Source organism: Acrocarpospora catenulata (assembly GCF_018476525.1).
In the GTDB taxonomy this organism is placed as follows: domain Bacteria; phylum Actinomycetota; class Actinomycetes; order Streptosporangiales; family Streptosporangiaceae; genus Acrocarpospora; species Acrocarpospora catenulata.
Map to the genome: position 1 here is coordinate 14,606 of NZ_JAHCST010000086.1, position 19,138 is coordinate 33,743.

General features: G+C 69.8%; 21 protein-coding genes. 11 read left to right on the forward strand and 10 right to left on the reverse strand.

The window, feature by feature from the left end:
* Positions 1-26: 26 nt before the first annotated feature.
* The 5 genes from KIP79_RS42875 to KIP79_RS42895 form a co-directional block, all read right to left on the reverse strand.
* Positions 27-1,292, reverse strand: coding sequence for an HD-GYP domain-containing protein (locus KIP79_RS42875; protein ID WP_214110802.1), 1,266 nt, complete (start codon positions 1,290-1,292; stop codon positions 27-29).
* Positions 1,289-2,641 carry an HD-GYP domain-containing protein gene (locus KIP79_RS42880; RefSeq protein ID WP_214110803.1) on the reverse strand — a complete coding sequence of 451 codons (1,353 nt, stop codon included), beginning with the start codon at positions 2,639-2,641 and terminating at the stop codon, positions 1,289-1,291. Before KIP79_RS42880 ends, KIP79_RS42875 begins: the two co-directional genes overlap by 4 nt.
* A gap of 150 nt (positions 2,642-2,791) precedes the next feature.
* Positions 2,792-3,691, reverse strand: a complete 900-nt coding sequence (locus KIP79_RS42885; protein WP_214110804.1) for an NAD-dependent epimerase/dehydratase family protein — start codon at positions 3,689-3,691, stop codon at positions 2,792-2,794.
* Positions 3,692-3,702: 11 nt separating this feature from the next.
* The gene (rsrA, locus tag KIP79_RS42890) at positions 3,703-3,969 is read right to left on the reverse strand and encodes a mycothiol system anti-sigma-R factor (protein WP_214110805.1); all 267 of its coding nucleotides are present in this window, start codon (positions 3,967-3,969) and stop codon (positions 3,703-3,705) included.
* Positions 3,966-4,667, reverse strand: a complete 702-nt coding sequence (locus tag KIP79_RS42895) for a sigma-70 family RNA polymerase sigma factor (RefSeq protein WP_256447743.1) — start codon at positions 4,665-4,667, stop codon at positions 3,966-3,968. The genes rsrA and KIP79_RS42895 overlap by 4 nt, the downstream gene beginning before the upstream one ends.
* 120 nt (positions 4,668-4,787) lie before the next feature.
* Between KIP79_RS42895 and KIP79_RS42900 the strand changes: the two genes are divergently transcribed.
* Positions 4,788-5,528: a class I SAM-dependent methyltransferase gene (locus KIP79_RS42900; RefSeq protein ID WP_214110806.1), complete on the forward strand. Its 741-nt coding sequence runs from the start codon at positions 4,788-4,790 to the stop codon at positions 5,526-5,528.
* On the opposite strand, the gene KIP79_RS42905 is transcribed toward KIP79_RS42900, so the two are convergent.
* Positions 5,525-5,827 carry a TraR/DksA family transcriptional regulator gene (locus tag KIP79_RS42905; protein ID WP_214110807.1) on the reverse strand — a complete coding sequence of 101 codons (303 nt, stop codon included), beginning with the start codon at positions 5,825-5,827 and terminating at the stop codon, positions 5,525-5,527. The two genes, KIP79_RS42900 and KIP79_RS42905, sit on opposite strands and share 4 nt — an antisense overlap.
* A 119-nt stretch (positions 5,828-5,946) precedes the next feature.
* Complete coding sequence (locus KIP79_RS42910; RefSeq protein WP_214110808.1) at positions 5,947-6,651, reverse strand: SOS response-associated peptidase; 705 nt, start codon at positions 6,649-6,651, stop codon at positions 5,947-5,949.
* Positions 6,652-6,684: 33 nt separating this feature from the next.
* On the opposite strand from KIP79_RS42910, the gene aroA reads away from it, so the two are divergent.
* From aroA to hisN, 3 genes are all read left to right on the forward strand, one after another.
* A complete protein-coding gene (gene aroA / locus KIP79_RS42915) occupies positions 6,685-7,959 on the forward strand; it encodes a 3-phosphoshikimate 1-carboxyvinyltransferase (RefSeq protein ID WP_214110809.1) in 1,275 nt (424 codons plus the stop codon).
* A complete protein-coding gene (gene rsgA / locus KIP79_RS42920) occupies positions 7,956-8,972 on the forward strand; it encodes a ribosome small subunit-dependent GTPase A (RefSeq protein WP_214110820.1) in 1,017 nt (338 codons plus the stop codon). Before aroA ends, rsgA begins: the two co-directional genes overlap by 4 nt.
* 69 nt (positions 8,973-9,041) lie before the next feature.
* The gene (gene hisN / locus KIP79_RS42925; protein WP_214110810.1) at positions 9,042-9,824 is read left to right on the forward strand and encodes a histidinol-phosphatase; all 783 of its coding nucleotides are present in this window, start codon (positions 9,042-9,044) and stop codon (positions 9,822-9,824) included.
* A gap of 88 nt (positions 9,825-9,912) precedes the next feature.
* Here hisN and KIP79_RS42930 read toward each other — a convergent pair whose 3' ends face one another.
* Positions 9,913-10,188, reverse strand: coding sequence for a hypothetical protein (locus tag KIP79_RS42930; RefSeq protein WP_214110811.1), 276 nt, complete (start codon positions 10,186-10,188; stop codon positions 9,913-9,915).
* A gap of 155 nt (positions 10,189-10,343) precedes the next feature.
* Between KIP79_RS42930 and KIP79_RS42935 the strand changes: the two genes are divergently transcribed.
* The 6 genes from KIP79_RS42935 (at position 10,344) to KIP79_RS42960 (ending at position 16,243) form a co-directional block, all read left to right on the forward strand.
* A complete protein-coding gene (locus KIP79_RS42935; protein WP_214110812.1) occupies positions 10,344-11,597 on the forward strand; it encodes a helix-turn-helix domain-containing protein in 1,254 nt (417 codons plus the stop codon).
* Positions 11,598-11,794: 197 nt separating this feature from the next.
* On the forward strand, positions 11,795-12,790 hold the full coding sequence (locus tag KIP79_RS42940; RefSeq protein WP_214110813.1) for a PstS family phosphate ABC transporter substrate-binding protein: 996 nt from the start codon (positions 11,795-11,797) through the stop codon (positions 12,788-12,790).
* Positions 12,790-13,725 carry a phosphate ABC transporter permease subunit PstC gene (pstC, locus tag KIP79_RS42945; protein ID WP_214110814.1) on the forward strand — a complete coding sequence of 312 codons (936 nt, stop codon included), beginning with the start codon at positions 12,790-12,792 and terminating at the stop codon, positions 13,723-13,725. The genes KIP79_RS42940 and pstC overlap by 1 nt, the downstream gene beginning before the upstream one ends.
* Positions 13,725-14,615: a phosphate ABC transporter permease PstA gene (gene pstA / locus KIP79_RS42950; RefSeq protein ID WP_214110815.1), complete on the forward strand. Its 891-nt coding sequence runs from the start codon at positions 13,725-13,727 to the stop codon at positions 14,613-14,615. Before pstC ends, pstA begins: the two co-directional genes overlap by 1 nt.
* 50 nt (positions 14,616-14,665) lie before the next feature.
* Positions 14,666-15,484, forward strand: a complete 819-nt coding sequence (gene pstB, locus KIP79_RS42955) for a phosphate ABC transporter ATP-binding protein PstB (RefSeq protein WP_443611876.1) — start codon at positions 14,666-14,668, stop codon at positions 15,482-15,484.
* 57 nt (positions 15,485-15,541) lie between these two features.
* Positions 15,542-16,243 (forward strand): response regulator transcription factor, encoded by a 702-nt coding sequence (locus tag KIP79_RS42960; protein ID WP_308170207.1) that lies wholly within the window; start codon positions 15,542-15,544, stop codon positions 16,241-16,243.
* Between the two features lie 42 nt (positions 16,244-16,285).
* Here the strand turns inward: KIP79_RS42960 and KIP79_RS48840 are convergent, their stop codons facing one another.
* Entirely contained in the window at positions 16,286-17,182 is an 897-nt protein-coding gene (locus tag KIP79_RS48840) for a serine hydrolase (RefSeq protein WP_214110816.1), read from the reverse strand.
* Between the two features lie 345 nt (positions 17,183-17,527).
* Between KIP79_RS48840 and KIP79_RS42970 the strand changes: the two genes are divergently transcribed.
* Positions 17,528-18,847 carry an FAD/NAD(P)-binding protein gene (locus KIP79_RS42970; RefSeq protein WP_214110817.1) on the forward strand — a complete coding sequence of 440 codons (1,320 nt, stop codon included), beginning with the start codon at positions 17,528-17,530 and terminating at the stop codon, positions 18,845-18,847.
* Between the two features lie 50 nt (positions 18,848-18,897).
* On the opposite strand, the gene KIP79_RS48845 is transcribed toward KIP79_RS42970, so the two are convergent.
* Positions 18,898-19,020 (reverse strand): hypothetical protein, encoded by a 123-nt coding sequence (locus KIP79_RS48845; RefSeq protein ID WP_256447746.1) that lies wholly within the window; start codon positions 19,018-19,020, stop codon positions 18,898-18,900.
* Between the last annotated feature and the right edge of the window lie 118 nt (positions 19,021-19,138).

Below are 19,138 nucleotides of genomic sequence, written 5' to 3' on the forward strand. Positions count from 1 at the left end.
GCCCACAACACCAAGCCCGCGCCCGGTTACAGCCGGTTTACGGGGGCCAGCCGGTCCACCACGTTGGCCATGGCTTTAACCACCTCAGGGTCGTACTCGTTCCCCCCGTCCAGCCGGAGCCGTTCCAGCGCCGCCGCCGCCCTGTCCCGGTCGGTGGAGCCGCTGACCAGGTCGTCGTAGGCGTTGGCGGCCTTGATGATGCGGCTGGCGGTGGGCGGGTGCTCGTCCAGGCCGTCGCACTGGCGGCGCACGATCTCGGCCACCCGGCCCAGCACCCCGGTCTTCCTGATCACCTCGGCGCCCAGCTCGGCGATCCGCCGGGCCTGCGCCTGGTCGGTGAGCACGGTCGCCCCGCCCGGGATGGGGTCGCTCAGCGAGAGCTGGCCGATGTCGTGCATGAGCGCCGCGTACTCCAGCTCCAGCAGTTCCGGCTCGGCCATGCCCAGGTCCCGGCCGATGGCCACGGCCAGGCGGCTGACCCGGCGGGAGTGGCCGGGCTCGACGTACCCGCCGACCTCGGTGACCCGGGCCAGGGCCCGGATGGTCTGCAGGTAGGTGGCCCTGATCCCGGCGTACTTGCGGAAGGCCACCTGGGTGACCAGCAGCGGCGCGGCGAAGGCGAGCAGCGCGGTCATGTCCATGCTGTGCGAGGCCAGGGCGAGCAGGATCCCGGAGGCGGCCACCGCGGCGCCGAGCGGGGCGGCCATCCGGGTCTCGTCCCGGATCGCCACCCCGAACGCGGTCCGCACCTGCTCGGCCCGGAGCATGGAGGCGATCACCACGTCGGCGGCGAGCATCAGCGCGACCAGCACCACCATCACGCCGAGCGCGACCCACCACGCCTGGCCTGGCCCTGGCCGGAGCACGTCGGCCAGCGGCCGGAAGGCGAAGGCCAGCAGCGAGCCGGAGAGTAAGCGGCGGGCGATGGCGTCCAGGCGTGGGGCGCGGCCGACCGCCAGGTGCGGCAGCCCGCCGGCGATCATGCCGACCGCCAGCACCGCCACCACCTGGAGCGCCGAGTGCGTGGCCGGCACGCCGCCCACGTCCAGCAGCAGGGCGTAGCCGAGCGCGGCCGCGGTGCTGATCGGGGCCACCTCGCGGTTGCCCGGCATGGTCAGCCTGGCCAGCTCCCCGGCCGCGATCAGCGCACCGAACCCGATGGCCACCTGGGGTTCGGCCAGGCCGACGGCGGCGGTGTTGGCGATCCCGGCCACGGTGAGCAGACCGGCCGCGCAGATCAGCAGCAGCTGGCCCGAGTCGAGCCCCTGGACACCCCGGCTGTACGCGCTCATCGCTCCGACACCACCTGGATGGGGGCGGTCGGGTCGTCGTGGTCCTTGGCGGTGGTCTCCAGCGCCAGGTCGGCGGGCGCGGACACGGACGGGGGCGGCTCCCAGCCCTCCCGGTCCAGGGCCCGCACGAAGGCCGCCACCATGGCGGGGTCGAACTGGGTCCCAGCCCCCTTGTGCAGTTCCGCCACCGCCTCGGAGATCGGTTTGGCCTTCCGGTAGGAGCGGTCGGAGGTCATCGAGTCGAAGGCGTCGGCCACCGCGATGATCCGCGCGAACTCCGGGATCTCCATCCCGGCCAGGCCCATCGGGTAGCCCCGGCCGTCGTACTTCTCGTGGTGGTGCATGATCCCGGCGAACGCCTCGTCCAGGAAGTCGATGCCGCGCACGATCTCCAGGCCGCGCATGGGGTGCAGCTGGATGGCGGCGAACTCCTCCTCGGTGAGGGTGCCCTCCTTCTGCAGCACCTTGGTGGGCACGCCGAGCTTGCCCACGTCGTGCAGCATGCCGGCGTACCGGATGGCGGTGAGGCGCTCGGTGCCCATGCCGATCTCCTCGGCGATCATGGAGGAGGCCGAGGAGACCCGGGTGCAGTGGCCCCGGGTGTAGTAGTCCTTGGTCTCCACCGCCTGGCAGAGCGCCGCGATGGTCGCCTCGTACGAGCGCTGCTGGGCGTGGTACTGCCCGAAGGCCCACCGGGCCACGAACAGCGGCAGCAGCACCAGCACCGCGGAGATGGACTGCACGGTCGCCCAGAGCCCGGCGATGAGCAGCCCGAACGTGGCGTATCCGCAGTAGGAGACGAGGAACTGCACCACGTTCCTGACCGGCACCTGCCGCTTGCCCACCCCTTCGGCCAGGGCCAGGATGAGCCCGGTCAGCACCACGTTGCTGCCCACGAAGACCGCGGTGGCCGCCCCGTACGGCAGGATCAGCGCCGGGAAGTCGCCCATCTCCGGCAGCCCGACCCGGCCCCCGGCCCACTGGAAGGCCAGCCCCGCCACGTACGCGCAGACGGCGAACTGGGCCCCGTTGAACAGGCGTTTCACCATCGGCAGCCCGGGCCGCACGCTCAGCACGGCGGTGGCGGCGACCAGCGCGGCGGCCTGCGGGCCGACCAGCACGACGGCGGCCAGCGCGGCCGAGAAGCTGACCGAGACGGCCGCCTGGCGCACGCTCAGCAGGGTCGGCACCGACTCGCAGACCAGGAACAGCAGCGCGAGCACCAGCAGTGACGACCAGTCCAGCCGGTCGTAGGCCGACGCGCTGCGGGCCAGCAGCACACCGGCGGCCCCGAGAAGAAGAACGAAGTAGACCTTGGCAGGCCAGGGCAGTTCCCGCAATGCGGCCATCCCTCACGAAGGCGCGTGCTCAGGTCCAGGAGATTCCCGGATGTGCTGTCGACATGCGCTGCCTCCACTCGAATTCGCCAATCAGGCTACAGAAATCGGGGAGGCCGGTCAGGGATGTCGGGGAACCGCCGCCAAACCGTAATCAAGCAATCACCCAGCGTGCTCCACGGTGATCTTCAGCCCGGTGGGCAGGTCGGTGCGGGGGCGCCAGCCCAGGCCCGCCAGCGCGGGCGCGGGGTCCACCGCCATCGCGGGCAGGTCGCCGGGCCGGGCCGGGGCCAGACCGGGCCGGTCGGGGGCGCCGGCGGCGCCCGCGATCAGCGTGTGCAGTTCGCGGTCGGTGGTCTGCACTCCCGTGCCCAGGTTGAACCTGCCGCCGTCGCCGTCGGGGCCGCAGGCGCGGGCGAAGCCGTCCACCACGTCGTCCACGAAGACGTAGTCGCGGGTCTGGGCGCCGTCGCCGTACAGCACGGTGGGGCGGCCGTTGAGCAGGGCCTCTGTGAAGATCGCCACCACGCCGGCCTCGCCGTCGGGCGACTGGCGCGGGCCGTAGACGTTGGAGAGCACGAGCGTGGTGTACTCCAGCCCGTGCAGCGCCCGGTAGGCCGACAGGTAGGTCTCGCCGCTCACCTTGGCCGCCGCGTACGGCGAGCGCGGGTCGAGCGCAGCGCCGCCGGGCACCGGGATGGCGGCCGGGCGGCCGTAGACGGCCACCGAGGAGGCGAAGACCACCTTGCGGGCGCCGGCGGTCCTGGCCGCCTCCAGCACGTTGACCGTGCCCTCGACGTTCACCCGGGCGTCCAGCAGCGGGTCGGCCACGCTCCGCCGGACCGAGATCTGGGCGGCCAGGTGGCAGATCACCTCGGCGCCCTTGGCGACGCCCGCCACCGCGGGGTCGCGCACGTCGAGCACGTGCGTCGGCGCCTGCGGGTTGCGGTGCGTGCCGGACGAGAGATCGTCGATGACGACCACGTCATGACCGTCGGCCAGCAGCCGGTCAACCAGCGTCGACCCAATGAAACCGGCGCCACCGGTGACCAGAACCCGCATGGTCCCCGATGCTAGTCGACGAGTTCGGACCTGACCTCGTCGATGCGGGAGCGGATCTTGGCACGGAGGTCCGCCGGCACCGGGTCGCAGCCACAGTGCTTGGCCACCAGTTGTTTCACGACCTTGTCCAGACCGTACTCCCGCAGGCACGGATCGCACTCGTTCAGGTGCTGCCGGATGTCGGCGCACTTGGCGTCGTCGAGTTCGCCGTCCAGGTAGGAGTAGACGCGGTCAAGCACCTCACCACAGTCGGTGTCGTGGTGATTGCCACAGCTCATGCCTCGTCCTCCGATCGCACAAGCCCAGGTCGCAAAAGCCCGCGCTCGCGCGCGTAGTCCTCCAGCTGTGCACGCAGCTGCCTGCGGCCGCGGTGCAGGCGCGACATCACGGTTCCGATGGGGGTCCCCATGATGTCGGCGATCTCCTTGTACGGGAAGCCCTCCACGTCGGCCAGATAGACCGCGATCCGGAACTCCTCGGGCAGCGCCGCAAGCGCGTCCTTGACGTCACTGTCGGGCAGGTGCTCCAGGGCCTCGATCTCGGCCGACTTGAGCCCGCTCGAGGTGTGCGACTCGGCGCGGGCGAGCTGCCAGTCCTCGATCTCCTCGGTGCCGGCGTGCTTGGGCTCCCGCTGCTTCTTGCGGTAGCTGTTGATGAAGGTGTTGGTCAGAATCCGGTAGAGCCAGGCCTTCAGGTTGGTGCCCACCTGGAACTGGTGGAAGGAACCGAAGGCCTTCGCGAAGGTCTCCTGCAGGAGGTCCTCCGCGTCGGCGGGATTACGGGTCATCCGGAGCGCGGCTGAGTAAAGCTGGTCGAGATACGGCATCACGTCGCGCTCGAACCGCTCGCTACGCTGCTCCAGAGTCTCCTCGGCTGTCTTGGAGACCGGACCCACCCCCTCAAGGACATCACTCGTCCCCGAGGATACCGGCCCGGCATCGCCGACCTGTTGAGGCCTCTCCAGCAACGCGTTCATGCCCACGTGCAACAGGACGGCGATAGAGTCTGTTCCCGTTGACGGTAGGGAGGTCCCAGTTCGGGGAAAAAGCTACGTACCAGCTGGGAGCCCGGGAACCGAAACGTCCAGGAGCCAAGCGTGCTGCCCATTCCGGCCACCGAACTGAACGGCACGGGAACCCTCGCGCCGTACTGGACCTTTTACCATGCGGTCGTGGCCGAGCAGCTGCGCCGGTGGCTGCCGTCGCAGCCCTCGCTGCTGCTGGACCTGTCCGGCGGACGCGGGCGCTGGCCCGCCCAGGCGGCCAGGGACGGCCACCGGGTGGTGGAGGTGATGGACTGGCGCGGCGGCGGGGAGACCCGGCTACGGGCCGCCTCCAGCCGGATCCAGAAGGTCCGCGCCGACGACCTGGCCTTCCTGCCGGACGGCACGGTGGACGCGGTGGTGGCCGAGGAGCGCGCGCTGTCGGTGGAGATCATGGCCGAGTCGGTGCTCGGCGACGTGGCCCGGGTGCTCAAGCCGGGCGGCCGGGCGCTGGTCTGCGTGGACTCGCTGGTGCTCGGCATGGCGATCCTGGCCGAGCAGAACTACTGGGCGCACCTCTGCCAGACCGGGGAGGTCATGCTGGTGCCCTGGCCGGACGGCAGCATCACCCGGTGCTTCACCAGCGCGCAGCTGCGCGAGGTGCTGGCCGGCGCCGGCCTGGAGGTGGAGTGGGTGCGGCCGCGGACCGTGCTCTCCCCCTCCACCGTCGACCACGTGCTCGGCTCCGCCGGCCGTTCGCTGTCCTGGCTGGTGCGCACCGAACTGGAGGCGCATCCGGACGACGACGACACGGTCGGCATCCATCTGGTGGCCAGCGCCCGCAAGCCCGCCTAGCGGCGCCTGTCCACCTTCGACTGGCACTGCACACAGCGGGCGGCCTCCGGGCGGGCCTCCAGGCGTCCCTCCGGGACCATCCTGCGGCAGTCCACGCACCGGCCGTATCCGCCCTCGTCCAGCCGCTTCAACGCGGCCAGCACCGCCATACGCTGCCGGCCAGCGACGTGAATCATGACTTCGGCCCGTTCGGCGTCCGGCTGGGCGGCGTCGGAACGTTCGCCGGTGAAGACCTCGATCGAGCGGTCCAGATCCTGCAGCATGCTCTCCAGGCGCATACGCGCGGTCGCGTCGTCCACGAACCCGCACCTCCGGGAAAAGGCAAAATGGGGGGAAGCCCCGCCGGGGATGTCCCCCGGCCTCCCGGCAAAGGCCATTTCCTCCCGGATGCCCACTTGACGTGCTGCTTACACCCTGTTTACAGGTCCAGCGGCGCTTCCACCGCCTCGATGAGCTCGGGGCCGTTGTTCCGCACGTTGTTGACCGCCGTGGAGACGGGGGTGGCCACCAGACCGCGGCCGGTGGCGGGGACCAGCAGCTCTTTCGGGTCGGGGAAGCGCGGGTCCAGCCACTGGCTCCAGCGGTCACGCTGGATGAGCATGGGCGTGCGGTCGTGGATGTGCCCAAGCTCGTCCTCGGCGGTGGTGGTGATCACCGTGCAGGTGACCAGCCAGTCGTCCTCGGGGTCCTTCCAGAACTCGTACAGACCGGCCATGGCCAGCACGTCGCCGTCGGCCCGGTGGATGAAGTACGGCTGCTTCCGCTTCTGCTCGGTGGGCATCCACTCGTAGTAACCGTCGGCCGGGAGCAGGCAGCGCCGGGAGGCGAACGCCCGGCGGAAGGCGGGCTTGTCCGCCACCGTCTCGACCCGGGCATTGATCATCTTCGAGCCGATGGAGGGATCCTTGGCCCAGCTGGGCACCAGGCCCCAGCGGAGCACGCGCAGCTGCCGCACCGGGCGGGTGGCGCCCTCGACTTTGGGAACCCGGCTCAGCACCGCGTACACCTCTTTGGTCGGGGCCACGTTGTAGTCCGGTTCGAGCTCCTCCGCGGAGTCCAGTTCAACCTCGAACTCCTCCAGCAGATCATGCCTTTTCCGCGCCGACGCATATCTCCCGCACATACTCACAGCCTGCCCCACCGATAGGCTGGGCGCATGTCCGCTCCCTTGTGGCGTGCCCCGGTGGCGTCGCGACCCGTCGTCGCGACCGTGCCCCTGCCCGGCTCCAAGTCGGTGACCAACCGTGCCCTGCTGCTGGCCGCCCTGGCCGACGGCCCCGGCCGGGTCAGGCGTGCGCTGCGCAGCCGGGACGCCGACCTGATGGCCGCCGCGCTGCGGACCCTCGGGGCCGGGATGACCGCGTCCAACGAGACGGCGGAAGGCTGTGACTGGGACTTCACGCCCGGCCCGATCACCGGCGGCGGCCACATCGAGGTGGGCCTGGCCGGGACCGTGATGCGCTTCGTGCCGCCCGCCGCCGCGCTGGCCGACGGCACGGTCTCCTTCGACGGCGACCCCGCCGCCCGCAAGCGCCCGATGGGCACCATCCTGGGCGCGCTGCGCGCCCTCGGCGCCGAGGTGAGCGCCGACACCCTGCCGTTCACCATCCGCGGCCCGATCACCGGCGGCGAGGTGTCCCTGGACGCCTCCGGCTCCTCGCAGTTCGTCTCCGGCCTGCTGCTCACCGCCGCCCGCTTCGCCAAGGGCGTGACCGTGCGGCACAGCGGCCCCCCGGTGCCGTCCATGCCGCACATCGCGATGACCGTGCAGATGCTCCGCGCCCGGGGCGTCGAGGTGGACGACAGCGAGCCCGACGTCTGGCAGGTGGCCCCCGGCCCGATCGCCGCCACCGACCTCGTCGTGGAGCCGGACCTGTCCAACGCGGCCCCCTTCTTCGCCGCCGCGATGGTCACCGGCGGCGCGGTCACCGTCCCCGACTGGCCCGAGGTCACCACCCAGCCCGGCGACGAGCTGCGCCACCTGCTCACCGCCATGGGCGCCGAGGTCAGCCACGGCCCGACCGGCCTGACCGTGCGCGGGGGCAGGATCACCGGCCTCGACGCCGACCTGCGGGACGCCTCCGAGCTGGCCCCCACCATCGTGGCGCTGGCCGCGCTGGCCGACTCCCCGTCCCGGCTGCGCGGCATCGGCCACATCCGGGGCCACGAGACCGACCGGCTGGCCGCCCTGGTGGCCGAGCTGACCCGGCTGGGCGGCGACGCCAACGAGACCGAGGACGGGCTGGAGATCCGCCCCCGGCCGCTCACCGGCGGCGTCTTCCACTCCTACGAGGACCACCGCATGGCCACCGCCGGAGCCGTGCTCGGCCTGGCCGTGCCCGGCATCGAGGTGGAGGACATCGCCACCACCGGCAAGACCCTGCCGGAGTTCCCCCGGATGTGGCGCGAGATGCTCGGGGAAGTGTCCTGAGAAAGCGAGAGTACGACGAGGACGACGTCAGGGTCAGGCCGGGCAAGGGATCCCGCCCCCGGACCCGGATCCGTCCTGCGCACACCCAGGCGGTCCGGGGTTTCGTCGTCGCCGTGGACCGCGGCCGCTACACCTGCCTGGTCGGCCCCGACGTGCCGCACAGCGGCCCTGGCACCCTGGTGGTGGCCATGAAGGCCCGCGAGCTCGGCCGCAAGGGCATCGTGGTCGGCGACCTGGTCGCCCTGGTCGGCGACGTGTCCGGGCGGCCGGACACGCTGGCCAGGATCGTGCGCCGGGAGGAGCGCACGTCCATGCTCCGGCGCAGCGCCGACGACAACGACGAGATCGAGCGCCCGATCGTGGCCAACGCCGACCAGCTGGTCATCGTCACCGCGCTGGCCGACCCCGAGCCCCGGCCCCGGATGATCGACCGGGTGCTGGTGGCCGCCTTCGACGCCGACATCGACCCGCTGCTCTGCCTCACCAAGGCCGACCTGGCCGCCCCCGACGCGCTGGTCGCGCAGTACGAGCCGCTCGGCGTGCCGTACCTGGTGATCAGGAAGGGCGGCCCGCTGGACGAGCTCCGCGACCACCTGGTGAACCGGGTCAGCGTGCTGGTCGGGCATTCGGGGGTGGGCAAGTCGACGCTGGTCAACGCCCTGGTGCCCGGGGCGGAGCGGGCCGTCTCGCACGTCAACGAGGTGACCGGGCGGGGCCGGCACACCTCCACCTCGGCGGTCGCCCTGGAACTGCCGGAGGGCGGCTGGATCATCGACACCCCCGGGGTGCGCAGCTTCGGCCTGGGCCACGTGGAGACCGAGAACATCCTGGCCGCCTTCCCCGACCTCAACGAGGCCACCGTCGACTGCCCCAAGGGCTGCGCCCACCTGGACGAGGAGTGCGCGCTCAACCGTTTCGTGACGGCGGGACACGCCGAGGCGACGCGCCTGGAATCCCTCCGCCGGCTGCTGCTCGCCCGGGTGGGAACCCCGGAGGATGAGCGGGATCAGTGAGCTGGAGGGACCGTTTTGGGCCGATCCTAGGCCTGATGCGGCCGGTTGCCACACGGTAGCGTTGTGTCCGTGATGGGTTATAGCGACGATCTGCGCCTCGCGCACGTGATGGCGGACGCCGCCGACGACATCACCATGCGCCGCTTCAAGGCCGTCGACCTGAAAATCGACACCAAACCCGACCTGACCCCGGTCAGCGACGCCGACCAGGCCGTCGAGGAGGCCATCCGCGGCACCCTGCGCCGGGCCCGCCCGCGCGACGCCGTGGTCGGTGAGGAGTTCGGCAAGACCGGGTACGGCATGCGCTCCTGGGTGATCGACCCGATCGACGGCACCAAGAACTACGTGCGCGGCGTGCCCGTCTGGGCCACTCTCATCGCGCTCATGGACGAGGGCCGGGTCGTGGTGGGCGTGGTCTCCGCCCCCGCGCTGCAACGCCGCTGGTGGGCCGCCAGGGAGAGCGGCGCCTGGACCGGCCGCAGCCTGACCAAGGCCACCCGCTGCCAGGTCTCGGCGGTCAGCCGCCTGGACGACGCCTCGCTCTCCTACTCCGAGCTGTCGGAGTGGGAGCAGGCCGACCGGCTGGGTGAGTTCCTCGAGCTGACCCGCGGCGTCTGGCGCACCCGCGCGTACGGGGACTTCTGGTCGCACGTGATGGTGGCTGAGGGATCGGTGGACATCTCCGCCGAGCCGGAGCTGTCGCCGTGGGACATGGCCGCCCTCACGGTGATCGTGGAGGAGGCGGGCGGGCGGTGCACCGGGCTGGACGGCGACTCGCCGCTGGCGGCGGGCAACCTGGTGGCCAGCAACGGCCTGCTCCACGACGAGGTGCTCAAGCGCCTCGGTGGCTAGTACTGACGGGAAACCTGCTCATCAGCCTGCCACCCTGGTGTCCTGTCAGGTCAGGACCGTAGTGGCAGTCCATTTAGCAACTTTCCCATTAGTACACCCGGCCGGCGAACAGGTCGGCCCAGGTCTGCTCCGCCCGGAGTGACCGCATGCGGTCGGTCTCCTCGATGACGCCGGTCTGCAGGGTCGTGCGCCGGATGAAGTACTGTCCGGCGGCGCCCACGAACTCGTAGACCACCCCCCGGCACGAGCACGAGTGGGCCCTGACCCGCTCCCGGTCGGTCCACCGCAGGCCGGGGCGCCAGGTCAGCGCCTTGGCATCCGGTTCCGGGCGAGTCGGGACGTGCGGGCCGTGGTAGCTGGTCATGGCCTTTCCACGGGAACCTGTCCTGGTGAGAGCCTCCATGTGAGGCATCCTCATCACCACCGCTCGAAAGCCGGAATACACAACCACGATCAGAAATGCGACTATTCGCGAGACGAATACCTGCGTGACGGCGCGGATGACGGTAACTTACGGTCATGGGTCATGACGGAAACGGTTTATCGCCCGAATTCTGGGCCCGTCCCCGGGTCGCCGACGCGCTCAACAAGTGCGACATGGCGACCCTCCTTGATGAGGTCCGCGCCGCCCAGGGGTGGACCCAGAGCCGACTCGCCCATGAGGTCGGCTACTCGCAGAGCTGGGTGTCGAAGGTCCTGCGGGGGCACCAGATGCTCTCGGTGGACCAGATCCGCGACGTCGCCCGCACGCTCGGCGTCCCCCAGTACCTGCTCCGGATTGGCGACCGGGGAGGTGAGGATCCCACGAAACGCCGCGACTTCAGCAAGATAGCCTTCCTGGCCGCGCTCCCGGTGGCGCCCTCCATCTCCTACCGGGCCGCCGACGAGACCACCGCCGCCTCGCTGGCCGCGATCACCGGCGCCCAGCGGCGGCTGGAGGCCGACACCCCCGCCCGGGAACTGGCCCGCGGCGCGGTCGCCCACGTGGAGCTGACCAAACGCGCGCTGGCCCGGTCGGCCGAGACGCCGTTCGCCGTGGAGGTCTGCCCCACGGTCAGCGAGGCCGCCGGGTTCGCGGCCTGGCTGCACGCCGACATGCAGGACATCGGCACCGCGCGCATGTTCTACCGGTTCGCCGTGGACTCGGCGCGCCGGGCCGATCATCCGCTGCTTGAGGCGTACATGCTGGGCAGCCTGGCCGCCTTCGAGATCGACCACGACGACCCGCAACTGGGTCTTTCCATGATCGCCCAGGCCCGGGCGCAGTGCGGCGCCAAGCCGCCGCCCACCGCGCGCGCCTGGCTGGCCTGCATCGAGGCGCTGGGCCACGCCGCCCGGCTGGACGTCTCCGCCGCGTTACGGTGCTTACGCGAGGCTGAACAGGCGGTGGCGGCCGGGCAACGCATGGAGTCGCCGCCGTGGCCCTGGGTGTTCCCCTTCGACCCGGGCAAACTGGCCGGTTACCGTGCGCTGGTGATGGTCCGGCTGAGCCGCCCGCAGGACGCCGTGGCCGCGTTCGCCGAGTCGCTCATCTCGGTGCGGCCCGCCGCCAAGCAGCAGGCGCTGCTGATGCTGGAGGTGGCCACCGCCCGGCGTATGGCCGGGGAACTTGACGAAGCGTTCACTTTGGCGCAGGAAGCGCTCAAGGCGGGCGTGGTCTACTCCTCGGAGCGGGTGCTCCAGCGGGTGCGCCGATTCCGGCGGGACTACGAGGGTCCCCCGTCGTTGCTGGTCCGCGAGTTCGACGAGCGGCTCAGGTCCACGTCGCTGTGATCGGGTGCGGGCGTCGCCCGTACCCGATCAGATGAACCACCAACCCGCGACAAGCCTGTGACCTGCTCGTTATCAGGCAAAAGTGCCACAAGTGCGACCCAGGCCGTTCATTATGCGTTCACCTTCGTAAGGTGCTCAGGTCACCTTGGCTGCCTACCGTCCTACCCGTTGATGAAACAAGTGGGAGGACAAAGACCGTGAAGTATGCAGGTCGACTCGCCGCGGTGACCCTGGCCGGCGTGCTCTCGCTCGCTGCGTGCGGCGGCGGCGACGCGGGCACCGAGGCCGAACCCGGAGCCACCACCGCGGCTTCCGAGGGAGCCGAGACGGCCCCGGCCGCGCTGAGCGGCGAGATCAAGATCGACGGCTCCAGCACCGTCGCACCGCTGACCCAGGCGGCAGCCGAGATCTTCGGCGAGGAGCAGCCCACCGTCAAGATCGCCGTGGGCACCTCGGGCACCGGCGGCGGCTTCGAGAAGTTCTGCGCCGGGGAGACCGACGTCTCCGACGCCTCCCGGCCGATCAAGGACGAGGAGAAGGCGAACTGCGCCGCCAAGAGCATCAACTTCAGCGAGCTCACCGTCGCGGTGGACGCGCTGACCGTGGTCGTGCCCAAGGAGAACACCTGGGCCACCTGCCTCACCGTCGACCAGCTCAAGAAGGCCTGGGAGCCGGCCGCCGAGGGCAAGGTCATGTCCTGGAAGGACATCGACGGCAAGTTCCCGGACGAGCCGCTGAAGCTGTACGGCCCCGGCACCGACTCCGGCACCTTCGACTACTTCACCGGCGAGGTGAACGGTGAGGAGGGCGCCAGCCGCAAGGACTACAGCCCGAGCGAGAACGACAACGACATCGTCAACGGTGTCGCCGGCGCCAAGGGCGGCCTGGGCTACTTCGGCTTCACCTACTTCGAAGAGAACATGGACAAGCTGAACGCGGTCCAGATCGACTCCGGCTCCGGCTGCGTCACCCCGAGCGTGGAGACCGCGCAGAACGGCACCTACACCCCGCTCTCCCGCCCGCTGTTCATCTACCCGTCCACCGCCGCCGTGAAGCGGCCCGAGGTCGCGGCCTTCCTCGACTTCTACGTGGCCAACATCAACAGCATCGCGAAGGACGCCAAGTTCATCCCGCTGAACGCGGAGCAGGAGGCCAAGCTCAAGTCCGACCTGACCGCCCTCAAGGCGAGCTGATGTCGGCACCGGCCAACGCGGCCGCGCCAGGCAAGTCCCTGGCGCGGTCGCGCCCGCGTTACGGCGAGTACCTGATCAAGGCGATCCTGCTGATCGCCGCCCTGGTCTCCATCGCCACCACGGTCGGCATCGTGACCGCGCTGGTGGAGCCCACCATCGAGTTCTTCTCCGAGGTGAGCCTCGGGCAGTTCTTCGGCTCGACGACCTGGGGGCCGCTGTTCAACCCTCCGGCGTTCGGGGTGTGGCCGATCATCGTGGCCACGCTGGAGATCACGCTCATCGCCATCATCGTCGCGGTGCCGCTCGGCCTGGCCGCCGCGATCTTCCTGTCCGAGTACGCCACCCCGCGCGTCCGCCGCATCTGCAAGCCGATCCTTGAGGTGCTGGCCGGCGTGCCCACGGTGGTCTTCGGCTTCTTCGCCCTCACTTTCGTCACTCCGCTGCTCAAGGACTGGTTCCCCTTCCTGGAGCTGGAGTCCAAGAACGCGCTCAGCGCCGGCCTGCTGGTGGGCGTGATGATCATCCCCATCGTGGCCTCGCTCTCCGAGGACGCCATGACCGCCGTCCCCAACGGCCTGCGCGAGGGCTCCTTCGCGCTCGGGGCGTCCAAGATGATCACCTCGGTCCGGGTCGTGGTGCCCGCCGCGTTCTCCGGCATCGTGGCCGCGGTCATCCTGGCCATCTCCCGGGCCGCCGGCGAGACGATGATCGTCGCCATCGCGGGCGGCTTCAAGTCGGTGTTCACCCTGAACCCGGCCGACGAGATGGCCACCATGGCCGCGTTCATCGCCCAGGCCGGGTCGGGTGACGCCTCGGTCGGCTCCATCCCGTACAAGACGATCTTCGCGGTGGGTTCGCTGCTGTTCATCATGACGTTCGCGATGAACTACGTCAGCGCCCGCATGGTTCAGAAATATCGTGAGGTGTACGAGTAATGGCCGTGCTCTCCACCCCGAAGTCGGCCGTCCAGCTCGCCAGCAAGGGACGGCCGCTCAAGGAGCACCTGTTCCGGATCGCCCTCCTGTCCAGTCTGGCGATCGCCCTCATCTTCCTCGGCATGCTCCTGATCTACACGCTCGAGGAGGGCTGGGGCCGGCTCAACCCGATGCTCTGGGAGAACATGCCGTCCATCCGGCGCCCGGAGACCGCCGGCATCCAGTCCGGCATCTTCGGCACCCTGTGGATCATCTCCCTCACCGCGCTGATGGCCCTGCCCACCGGCATCCTGGCGGCGATCTACCTGGAGGAGTACGCCGACCGCGGCCGCTGGTACAACAAGATCATCGAGCTGAACATCAGCAACCTGGCCGCCGTGCCCTCCATCGTCTACGGCATCCTCGGCCTGGGCATCATCGCCCGCTGGCTGCAGTTCGGCTTCACCGTGATGACCGGCGCGATCACCATCTCCCTGCTGGTCCTGCCGATCGTCATCATCTCCGCCCGGGAGGCCATCCGGGCGGTTCCGCCGTCCATCAGGGAAGGCTCGCTGGCCCTGGGCGCCACCCAGTGGCAGACCATCTGGCGCCAGGTGCTGCCCGCCTCCATCCCCGGCATCGCCACCGGATCCATCCTCGCCCTCTCCCGGGCCATCGGCGAAGCCGCCCCCTTCCTCATGCTCGGCGCCGCCACCCTGGTGCGGTTCAACCCCGAGGGCGTCTGGAGCAGCTTCACCGTGCTGCCCCTGCAGATCTACAACTTCATCAGCCAGTCCCGTGAGGAGTTCCACGTCCTCGCCGCCGCCGCGATCGTGGTCCTGCTCGCCATCCTGCTGGTGATGAACTCCGTCGCCATCTGGCTCCGTAACCGCTACCAGAAGCGCTGGTGAATCCCTTGAACCACGGAACGACTCAGGCAGGCAAAGTGTCCCAGCCCAACGTGACCATCCGCGGCCCCGAAGTCCCGAACACCCCCGGCTCGCTCGACCCGGTGTTCACGGTCGAGGATCTCAGCGTCTTCTACGGCGACTACGAGGCCGTCCGCAACGTGGACATGATGATCGGCCGCCGCGAGATCACCGCCATGATCGGCCCGTCCGGCTGCGGCAAGAGCACCGTGCTCCGCTGCTTCAACCGGATGAACGACCTCATCCCCGGCGCGCACATCAAGGGCAAGATCCTCTACCACGACGAGAACCTGTACGGCGACCACGTCGACCCGATCGAGGTCCGCCGCCGGATCGGCATGGTCTTCCAGAAGCCCAACCCGTTCCCCAAGTCCATCTACGAGAACGTCGCGTACGGGCCCAAGGTCAACGGCATCAAGCGCAACATGGACACCGTGGTCGAGGAGGCGCTGACCAAGGCCGCCCTCTGGGACGAGGTCAAGGACAAGCTCAAGCAGAACGCGCTCTCCCTGTCCGGCGGACAGCAGCAGCGCCTCTGCATCGCCCGGGCCATCGCGGTCAAGCCCGAGGTCATCCTGATGGACGAGCCCTGCTCCGCGCTCGACCCGATCGCCACCACGAAGATCGAGGACCTGATGCAGGAGCTGCGTCAGGAGTACACGATCCTCATCGTCACCCACAACATGCAGCAGGCGGCCCGGGTCTCCGACCGCACCGCCTTCTTCACCGCCGAGGTCGACGACGCCGGGGTCCGCCACGGTCGCCTGGTCGAGTTCGACCAGACCACTCGGATCTTCACCAAGCCGAGCGACAAACGGACCGAGGACTACATCACCGGACGCTTCGGCTGACCGGCTGCTTCTTGGCTGTTTCTGGCCGCCTCTGGCGCTCGAACTGGGAGGACCCGGGTGACGGCACCCGCAGTGGAGGGGGACACGCGATCGGCACCCATGCTCCTGGTCGCCGACCCCGACAGCGACCTCGTGCAGGCGCTGACGGCCGAGCTCGAATCGGAGGGCATCGAGGTCACCGGCGTGTTCGACGGGGCGCAGGCCCTGCTGCAGGCAGGCGCCCTGCGCCCCGACGCCGTGCTGATCAGTGCCTCGCTGCCCATCATCGGGCCGGTCGACTTCGTCCGGGCGGTACGGCTCGCGCGTTCCATACCCGTACTGCTCGGCGTCGGCGAAGGCTACGCTGAGCAGGCCATGGAGGCCCTCGCGGCCGGGGCGACCGCCTGCGTCGCCCGGCCGTACCGGGTGCCCGAGCTGCTGCCCCTCGTCCAGGCCGCCTTCCGGCGGCAGGGCATCCAGCGGACCGTGCTCACCATCGGGGAGGTCTCGCTGGATGTCACGGCGTACCAGGTCAAGGTCGGGGGACGGATCGTGCATCTGCCGCTGCGCGAGTTCGAACTTCTCCACTACCTGATGCGCAACGCCGATCGCACGGTGACCCGCGAACAGATCATGCGACACGTCTGGCACTCCGCGGACGCCATGTCCACCAACACCATCGCCGTCCACGTCAAACGGCTACGCGCCCGCCTGGGCGACGAGGACGACAAACTCATCCAAACCGTCCGCGGCGTCGGCTACCGCCTCATCACCCCCTGACCTCGGGCGCCCCTTCGGCGGGGGTTCGGCCTGCGGGCGGTTCTACTCGCTCGTGGGCGGGCAGGCGCGGAAGGCGTCCATCATCCGGGTGACGATGCCTTCCACCTTGGCGATTCCGGCCGCGCTCGTGGCGTTGTCCTCGGTGAGGACGGCCACGGCGAACCTGTTCGCGATCAGGCCGGCGCTGACGATGACCCACTGGTCGTTGGCGACATGCTTCAGCCAGCCGTTCTTGAGCGCCACCGGCTCGCCCTCGCAGGCGCCCGCGCTGACCCCCCACTTCTGGTCGGCGACCACGTCCCGCATCAGCTTCAGAACCACCTTGTGATCCTTGACCGGGCTGCTCTTCCTGCTCAGGAGCTTCATCAGCCGAACCTGATCGACCGCGGTGGTCCTGGTGATGCCCCAGCAGTACAGATCAACGCATTTGCCGCCGATGGCCGTGGTGTTCTTCAGCTTGAACGCCTGGTTGGCCCGGGTGAGCCCCGCTTCCTTGCCGATACGCTCCCACAACCGGTCCGCCGCCTTGTTGTCGCTGTATCGGATCATGATGTTCGCGTCGTGCCGATCCTGCGCGGACAGCGAGTCCCAGCGCCGCTTTCTGAGCAGGGCCATCAGAATCCCCACCTTGGCAGTGCTCGCCGTAGGAAGCACCTCCTTGGGCCGGAACCGGTACACCCTCCCCGTCGCGAGATCCTCCACCGCCGCCGAAACCCGCCCAGGCCGCGCCTTCAGAAACTTCCGCAGCCGCTTGGTCAGCCCCTGAGCATCCACCGGAAGAACCGGCTCACTCCGCTCCTCCGGGACCATCATCAGCCCCATCGCCACCGTCTGAGTGGCGACCACCCGCGGCACCCCCGCCGCCATCGACTCGGCGGTCCCGCAGGCGACCAGCCCCACCAGCACCAACCCGGCCGCCACCCACCGCCGAACCACCATGACCAAACTCCGCAGGGGGACAAAGGGACCAATAAGGGCCCCAACCTACCCCCACCCGCCATCCCACCACCAAGCTTCCACCACAAAAGGGACACCACTTCTACCGCCCACCACAGCGGGTTGACCTGCCACGACCCCGTCCCGGCGCGCCCCTGCGCGCGAGGAGTGCGCCGCTACTCAATGATCAGCGTCTGGCGTACCCAAGGCGCGCCCCTGCGCGCGTGGAGTGCGCCCACCGGGCGGCTCACTCAGGTGTGGAGTTTGCGTTCGGCTCTCCTGCTGGTTTACCGAGACTTCATGGAATTATCTATATAACCTGTAGGTAAACTCACTTAATCTGGAGCGGTGTCTCGCGCTCAGGTCATCGTGGTCGTGGGCGGCGGTGCCAGCGGCACGCTGGCCACTCTTCACTTGCGGCTGTACGCGCGGGCGCGGGGCGTTCCTCTGCACCTGGTACTGATCGACCGGGACAGGCGGCACGGCCTCGGACAGGCGTACGCCACCACCGACCCCCACCACCTCCTCAACAGCCGCGCCGAGAAGATGAGCGCGCTGGAACACGATTCCCTCCACTTCGTACGGTGGCTGCACGCGCAGGGACTGAACGCGGCCGGACCCGACTTCCTGCCTCGGCACGTCTACGGCCGCTACCTGCGCGAGCTGCTGGAGGACGCATCACCGGCTCGCCTGACAGGGGATGTGGTGGCCCTCACCTGCCAGCCGCTCCGCGTCCACCTATCGGACCGAGAGGCGCTCGACGCCGACGCGGTCATCCTCGCGACCGGGAACCCTGCCTCCGCGACCCCGATACCCGTTCCGTCCGAACGCTACATCGCCGACCCGTGGGCGGATGGGGCACTGGCTCGCGCCGACCACGGTGATGTTCTGATCATGGGCACCGGCCTGACCATGGTCGACGTAGCCGTCACCCTCTCCCGTACCGCGGCCAGGACCGTGTACGCCATATCCCGGCACGGCCTGCTGCCACAACCGCACTGTCAGCCCACACCGCCTTGCGCGCCCGTACCGATTCCCGACGGTCCGCTCCGACTGCGGGGCCTGCTGAGCGCGGTCCGTCTCGCCATCCGCCACAGCGGCGGCGACTGGCGCGGCGTGCTCGACAGTCTGCGGCCCAGGGTTCCGGAGTTGTGGGAGCGGCTGCCCGCCGACGAACAGCGCAGGTTCCTCACCCTCCTGGCCCGTTACTGGGAGGTGCATCGCCATCGCATCCCGCCCGAGACCGCGTCTCGTCTCGACGATCTCCGCACCGCCGGGCGGCTGCGTGTGCTCCGCGGCCACGTGGCAGAGGCGACGCCTGATTCGGCAGGGCTGAACCTCCGCCTCAGCGTGGACGGCGGCACTCGCGATCTTCAGGTCGCCTGGCTGGTCAACACCACCGGCCCGGCCTTCACCGTTCCCGGTGAGGGAGTGCTCTCCCGCCTCCTGGCCGATGGGCTGGCTCGCCCCGACCCGCTGGGCCTCGGCCTCGACGCCGACGCCTGCGGGCGGGTGCTCGACGCCGCTGGGCGTCCGCATGAGCGGATAGTCACGCTGGGACCGACGCTTCGCGGGAAACTGTATGAGACCACCGCGATCCCGGAGATCCGCGCTCAAGCGGCGAACCTGGCGGCGTACCTGATCGAGAGCATCACGCGGGGACACTGATCCGGGCGGGCAGCGTTTTGCGCTCGGCGCGCGACTCAGTCGTGGGCCGATCAGTCGTGGGCCGACTCTGCCAGGCGCAGCGCGGCCGGCGCGGTCTCATACCGCCAGAAGGCGACCGCCAGGTCAAGGCCGCGCACCGCGTCGACCGGGCCGTCGAAGTCTCGCGAGCCCAACCCTGACTTGTATGACTCACCCCTACCGACCTCCGGACTACTTCCACGTGGTGTCGAAGACCGGACCTCGAGGACTGCTTCAACGTGGTGGCTGATGTCCGTAGCGGGTGGGCGGGCG